Raw genomic sequence first — 6534 nt, 5'->3', positions numbered from 1 at the left:
CAGGCCTGCAAGTCGGCTTCGTGATTCGAAACCATCCGGTAGCCCAGAGTGAGCACCGGATTAAATAGATGCCCCCTTTAGTCTGAAGAAAATAGATGTACTGACAGCGCGTTTAATTCAGAGTGTCTCTGTCATCCGGCTGTTATAATTGCCGTAATATTATTGTGAGGCGTATACGTGTTTACTGATTATTCTCTGAATCCCCGCTTGGCGCTTGGCCTGGAAAAATTGTCATTGGCAACTCCAACGGAGGTACAACGGGCAGTCTTGCCGTTAGCATTGGCTGGCAAGGATATTCAGGTATGCGCTGAAACGGGCAGTGGTAAAACGCTGGCCTATCTGTTGCCGGTGATGCAAGGGTTACTGGAGCGGGATGCGCCCAATTCGGCCACTCGGGCACTGATTATGTGTCCGACCCGAGAGCTGGCCACTCAGGTGACCAAGGTCTGTCAGCACTTTTGTGATCTGACGACGCTGAGTGTTGGCCAGTTATGCGGCGGTGAAGAATTCCAGTATCAGGCCGCTTTGCTGCGTAAAAACCCGGAGTTGATTGTTGCAACGCCCGGGCGACTGGTTGATCACCTGAAACGCGGTACCTGTGAGTTGGACGATCTGGAATATCTGATTCTGGATGAAGCTGACCGTATGCTGGATATGGGTTTTGCCGAAGATATGGATATTATCCGGCGCGCCTGTAAGAACGAGCGTCAAACCCTGCTGTTGTCGGCAACTTTACGTCATGAAGGGGTTGGCCGCATTGCTGCTAACTTGCTGAAAGAACCGGAAGAAATCACCACCCATACGATTCAGGAACAACATGGCCTGATTACCCAGCAACGGATTCTGGCGGACGATAACGCCCATAAAGACCGTTTGATTGCCTGGCTGCTGGCCAATGAAACATACGAGAAAGCCCTGGTGTTTGTGAACAAGCGCACCGAGGTGGAACGGCTGTCAGAATTTGTTCGTCGTCATCGTAATGGTGTGGCCATGCTGCACGGTGAAATGACCCAGGATGAACGTAAATATGTCATGCAGATGTTGCGGGAAGGCAAGCGTAATATTCTGGTGGCGACAGACGTTGCGGCGCGTGGTCTGGACGTTGAAGGTATGGATCTGGTGATCAACTACGATCTGGCCCGCAAGGGTGATGAATACGTACACCGTATCGGTCGTACCGGTCGGGCAGGTAAATCCGGCCTGGCGATCAGCCTGATTTCGCCCTATGAATGGAATCTCAAGGCGGCGATTGAAAGTTATATTCAGGTCGTGATGGAACCGCGCAAGATCGAAGGTCTGGTGGCGGTTTATAAAGGCCCGAAAAAACTCAAGGCATCCGGTAAGGCGGCGACGGCGGGCAAGCGCAAGCCGAAGAGCAAAGGCAAGGATGGAATCAAGGGGCGTGATGGCAAACCTGGCAGAACCGGGCCACGTCCATCGCGGCCTGCGGCTGCCGGAGCAAAGCGTCCGACGGGAGGACGCCCGGCGACGCGCAAGAGTAACGTTACGGACGGCGAAGGTTTTGCTCCTTTGCACCGTAAAAAACCAACCGAATAGATCGGTTATTATCGTAACTGATGCCTGATGGCCTGTTTTTCGAGCCGGCGGTCAGGCAGGGTTGTTGACCTAATCGGCCGTCTTGGTCGTCGGCAATGGCTTGTTCAATTTCTTCCGGATTGTTCATTACAAAAGACCCGTAGTGAACAATTGGCTCACGTAATGGATGCCCGCTTAACAAGCTCAGGTCGGTATCCGTATCGATGGTTACTGTGATGTAGTCTTCGTCTGAATCCGTGTGGGTTGTTGCTGGCAGTCCCAGCAGCTGGCTATGCCTCATCCCCGATAAGCCATGGCATGGTGGCCGCTGCTGACTGGCATTCTATTCTTCTGCTGCATGGGAGAAGAGTACACTGACGGTATTAGGGCTGCTGAGAATAAGGTGCGGCTTGTCGATCGAATCAATCGAAAGAAATAACGCCGCAGTGACTCATTAAACCGCGGTTTGTACCTGCACCTGGTCATCCAGCCCTTTGACAATCGCGCGCTGCAGTTGCTGGCACAGGGCGGGATCGGAAAACGGTTCACCGCTTTGATCCAGAATGTAGAAAATATCCGATACCCGTTCCCCTTCCGTCAGAATCTTGGCTCCCTGCATCTGGGCGCCAAATTCCGAGAGAATGGCTCCAACGCGGGCAAGTAACCCTGGCCGGTCAGCCGCGACCACTTCCAGTATTGTGCGCTGCATATGCGGGTCGTTACTCATGGTCACCTGGGTTTCTACCGGAAACTGCTTCAGCAGTCGTGGGGTACGACGCTGGATAATGGTGGAGTATTCTTCCGGGTTGGCGAGGGCGGTGATCAGTGCCTGGCGAATATCGTCAAGGCGTTGTGGGTCGTCGATCAGCCGGTTGTTTTCATCCAGTACAATATAGGTGTCGACCGCCTTGTCGTCTGACTCTGAAGTCATGATACGGGCGTCCTGGATGTTGAGATTAAGCTGATCCAGGGTTGCGGTCGTGACGGCAAACAGGTCGATATGATCTTTCATGTAAATAAAGATCTGGGTGGCACCTTCGCGATCCTGGTCCGAGGTCTGGTGGATGGATACCAGCGGCGCGCTGCTATTGCCATGACCGGCTATGGAGAGGGTATGCCAAATGATGTTGTCGACGCTTTCGCGAAGAAAATAATCATCCCCGGGTTCTCCCCAGATCGATAACGTCGTTTCCCGGCTCAAACCCAGTGCTTCCAGTTGTAACAGCGATTCTTGCTGGATTTCGCGAATATATTCTTCTTTGTTGAGCGGGTTGGCCAGGCCGCGGCGCAGGGCTTGTTGGGTATTGAAATACAAGGCCCGCATCTGTTCTGCTCGCCAGCTGGTCCAGAGTTTCGGATTGGTGCTGATCATATCGGCGACGGTGATAAGGTACAGCATGTCGAGGTGGTATTGATCGCCGATTTCACGGGCAAACTGATGAATATCGTCGGGGTTGTTCAGGTCCAGCCGTTGTGCCGCATGGGACATGGTGAGGTGGTTGGCGACCAGCCAGCAGACCATGTGGGTATCGGTTGGACGCAGGTTGTGCTGGCTGCAAAACTGCAGGGCAATCACTTCGCCGTTGCTGGAATGATCACCTTCCTGAGCCTTGCCTGTGTCGTGTAACAGTGCGGCCAGGTACAGCACTTCGCGGCGCTGGATACGATGAATCAGCTTGGAAGCCAGTGGGTACTGGTTACGCAGGCTGGAAAAACGCAGCTGGCGTAACATCCGAATCATCCGAAAGCTGTGATCGTCGACAGTATGGATATGCAGCAGGTCGTGTTCCATCATGCCGATGATATGGCCAAACTCAGGGATATAACGTCCCAGAATGCCGTAGCGCATCATGCGGGACAGCTCGCGTACTACGTGGTTCTTGTGGCAGATCAGTTCGATAAAGCAGGCATTGTTGTCGGGATGGGTGCGGAATTCATAGTCGATCAGATGTCGATGATCCCGTAATGCCCGAATGGTATCGGAGTGAACGCCTTTCAGGTCGGGGGTGTTGGCACACAAGACGAAGACTTTCAGGAGCCAGGCTGGTTCACGCGCAAACAGTTGTGGGTCGGTCAGCTGTAAATAGCCGTTAAACAAAACAAAATGTTCATTGACCGGGACGGGCTTGACCCCTTCGTGGCTTTTCATGAAATCTTCGTTGAAGTGCAGCAACAGCAGGTCGCATAACTCGGTGGTGGAGAGCTGGTTGCGATAAAAGCGGGTCATGAAGCGTTCGACACCGAGGTGCTCGTTGTCGTCTTCAAAACCAAGCAGACTGGCTATTTGCCGTTGCAGGTTAAACAGCAGGCGATCCTCTTCGCGACCAGCCAGCATATGCAGGGCGTAACGTACCTGCCAGAGGAATTTCATGCTGCCTGCCAGGCGTGTGAATTCAAACTTGGTCAGAAATCCCCGGCTCTCCAGTGACTGGAGGCTGCCATCACCAAAATGGCGGGTGGTCACCCAGCTGACGGTCTGGATGTCTCTCAGGGCACCCGGTGAGTTTTTGACATTGGGTTCGAGGTTGTATTCGGAGTCGTTGTGCTTGTCGTGGCGTGCTTCCAGTTCTTGCCATTTTTCTTTGAAAAACGTTGCCGCTGGCCACATATCTGGGCTGTCGACAATGGCTTTCAGATCGGCGAACAGAGAGGGAGCACCAGAGATGATCCGGCTCTCCAGCATATTGGTAATAATCGTGAGATCATTGGCGGCTTCGTTACGACAATCTTCCAGTGTTCTGACGCTGTGGCCGACTTCCAGTTTCAGGTCCCAAAGCAGGGTAATAAACCCTTGTAACTGTTCCGAGCTGGTGGTGATGGCGGCTTCATCGCGACAGAGCAACAGCAGGTCGATATCCGAGTAGGGGTGCAGTTCACCACGGCCATAACCACCGACGGCTACCAGAGCCAGGTCGTCATTCTGCAGGCCTGTGTGCTGCCACAAGCAGTCTAGCAGGGCATCCATTTGTGCTGAACGAAACCGTACCGGGGTTTCAGCATCCAGAGTGGCGCGGAAATAGTCATCCGCGTGTTGCTGGGTCTGTTTCAGGATGTTGCGAATAACCGGAATCGGGCTGGGGCTGTCTGCCAGTTGGGCCAGCAGGGCGGGATGGTCTGCGAGCTTCAGCTCAGGTAACTCCGGGCTCATGCGTCAGCCCGGTATTTTTCACCTGTACGTGCCGTCAATACTTCCACTCCGGTAGCGGTGACCAACAATGTGTGCTCCCACTGGGCGGAAGGTTTGCGGTCCTTGGTGACGACTGTCCAGCCATCTTTTAGCTGTTTGTTGAAACGAGTGCCAAGGTTGATCATGGGCTCAATGGTAAAGGTCATGCCTTCCTCCAGTGCCATGCCGGTGCCGGGTTTGCCGTAGTGTAAGACCTGTGGGTCTTCGTGGAAGGTTTGGCCAATGCCGTGGCCGCAGTATTCACGGACAACCGAATAATGATTGGCCTCGGCGTGTTTCTGGATTGCGGCGCCAATATCTCCCAGTTGGACGCCAGGGCGTACCATATCAATACCAAGATAAAGGCATTCCTGGGTGATTTCGACCAGACGCTTGAGGGCCGGTGTTGGCTCACCCACAAAAAACATCTGGCTGGTATCGCCGTGATAGCCGTCTTTGATAACGGTGATATCGAGATTGATGATATCGCCTTTTTTCAGGATTTTGTCATCGGAAGGAATGCCATGACAAATCACCTGGTTGATAGACGTACAGATCGACTTGGGAAAACCATGGTAGTTCAGCGGCGCAGGAATGGCTTGTTGTTCATTGACAATATAGTCATGACAGAGGGTGTCCAGTTTGCCGGTCGAGACGCCGGGGACAACGTGAGGCGCAATCATTTCCAGAACGTCAGCTGCCAGGCGTCCGGCAACACGCATTTTTTCTATTTCTTCAGTCGTTTTAATGGTAACAGTCATGTAGAGGCACAGAATTCCGCTTGTAGATGCTGCCATTGTATCGGTTGTGGCGGCAGTGTTGAACAATCATTAAATGTAATTGTTCGTGACGGAGGACGCCATGGCTCTGGCTTCACAGGTCGCAAAGTGGTATAAAGCGCGCGCTGTAAGCACCGTTGAACAAAGCAAGCAATTGACTTTGGATCAACAACTAAATCACACACGTGCCGCAACGATGTGTCGGGGTGCTGCAAACTTCGGTTATGCAGTCGACTCATTGGGTACGTGGAGGCTTAACCCAACGATATATATAAGGTATTTGAAATGGCACAAGTAAATATGCGTGACCTGCTGAAAGCAGGTGTTCACTTTGGTCACCAGACTCGTTACTGGAATCCAAAAATGGGTCGTTACATTTTTGGTGCACGTAACAAGATTCATATCATCAACCTGGAGCACACGGTTCCGGCGATGAATGCGGCTCTGGCCAAAATCGAAGGCATTGCTGCCCGTAACAACAAGATTCTGTTTGTTGGTACCAAGCGCGCTGCAGGTAAAATCATCAAGGAACAGGCCGAACGCGCCAGCATGCCATTTGTGGCACATCGCTGGTTGGGTGGCATGTTGACCAACTACAAAACCATTCGTCAGTCGATCCGTCGTTTGCGTGACCTCGAAACGCAACAAGCCGATGGTACCTTTGAGCAGCTGACCAAAAAAGAAGCTCTGATGCGTAGCCGTGAAATGGACAAGCTGGAACGTTCCATTGGTGGTATCAAGGAAATGGGCGGCCTGCCTGATATGGTATTTGTGATCGACGTGGATCACGAGCGTATTGCGATTCAAGAAGCCAATAAACTGGGTATCCCGGTTGTTGGTATTGTTGATACCAACTCTAACCCGGACGGTATCGACTTCGTAATCCCTGGCAATGACGATGCTATTCGTGCCATCCAGATTTACGCTTCTGCTGTTGCAGACGCAGTACTGGAAGGCAAGCAGCAAAATAGCCCGGCTGCCAATGAGTTTGTTGAAGTGGCGGCTGAAGAAGCGCCTGCAGCAGAAACACCTGCTGAATAACTGACAGCTCTG

5 protein-coding genes are annotated in these 6534 nt (G+C 52.6%); 2 read left to right on the top strand and 3 right to left on the bottom strand.

Going from position 1 to position 6534, the window contains the following annotated elements; translation table 11 throughout:
- Window positions 1-177: 177 nt before the first annotated feature.
- Window positions 178-1557: a DEAD/DEAH box helicase gene (locus tag Q8W22_RS01375; protein ID WP_305451395.1), complete on the top strand. Its 1380-nt coding sequence runs from the start codon at window positions 178-180 to the stop codon at window positions 1555-1557.
- Here Q8W22_RS01375 and Q8W22_RS01370 read toward each other — a convergent pair.
- The 3 genes from Q8W22_RS01370 to map all read right to left on the bottom strand — a co-directional run bounded on the left by Q8W22_RS01370 (window position 1505) and on the right by map (window position 5463).
- Window positions 1505-1837 (bottom strand): pirin-like C-terminal cupin domain-containing protein, encoded by a 333-nt coding sequence (locus Q8W22_RS01370; RefSeq protein WP_305451394.1) that lies wholly within the window; start codon window positions 1835-1837, stop codon window positions 1505-1507. The two genes, Q8W22_RS01375 and Q8W22_RS01370, sit on opposite strands and share 53 nt — an antisense overlap.
- 153 nt (window positions 1838-1990) lie before the next feature.
- Complete coding sequence (gene glnD / locus Q8W22_RS01365; RefSeq protein ID WP_303433843.1) at window positions 1991-4684, bottom strand: [protein-PII] uridylyltransferase; 2694 nt, start codon at window positions 4682-4684, stop codon at window positions 1991-1993.
- Window positions 4681-5463, bottom strand: coding sequence for a type I methionyl aminopeptidase (gene map / locus Q8W22_RS01360; RefSeq protein ID WP_303433842.1), 783 nt, complete (start codon window positions 5461-5463; stop codon window positions 4681-4683). The genes glnD and map overlap by 4 nt, the downstream gene beginning before the upstream one ends.
- Before the next feature lie 303 nt (window positions 5464-5766).
- Between map and rpsB the strand changes: the two genes are divergently transcribed.
- Entirely contained in the window at window positions 5767-6522 is a 756-nt protein-coding gene (rpsB, locus tag Q8W22_RS01355; protein ID WP_305413835.1) for a 30S ribosomal protein S2, read from the top strand.
- Window positions 6523-6534: the final 12 nt, after the last annotated feature.

This window comes from Oceanobacter sp. 1_MG-2023 (assembly GCF_030689025.1).
GTDB lineage: Bacteria > Pseudomonadota > Gammaproteobacteria > Pseudomonadales > Oceanobacteraceae > Oceanobacter.
The sequence above is the reverse complement of the archived record's forward strand: the minus strand, read 5'-3'. Positions and strand labels throughout refer to the sequence as shown.

Coding starts and splice junctions, on each gene's coding strand:
- rpsB (WP_305413835.1), top strand. CDS start 5,767: ATGGCACAAGTAAATATGCGTGACCTGCTGAAAGCAGGTGTTCACTTT.
- glnD (WP_303433843.1), bottom strand. CDS start 4,684: ATGAGCCCGGAGTTACCTGAGCTGAAGCTCGCAGACCATCCCGCCCTG.
- map (WP_303433842.1), bottom strand. CDS start 5,463: ATGACTGTTACCATTAAAACGACTGAAGAAATAGAAAAAATGCGTGTT.
- Q8W22_RS01370 (WP_305451394.1), bottom strand. CDS start 1,837: ATGAGGCATAGCCAGCTGCTGGGACTGCCAGCAACAACCCACACGGAT.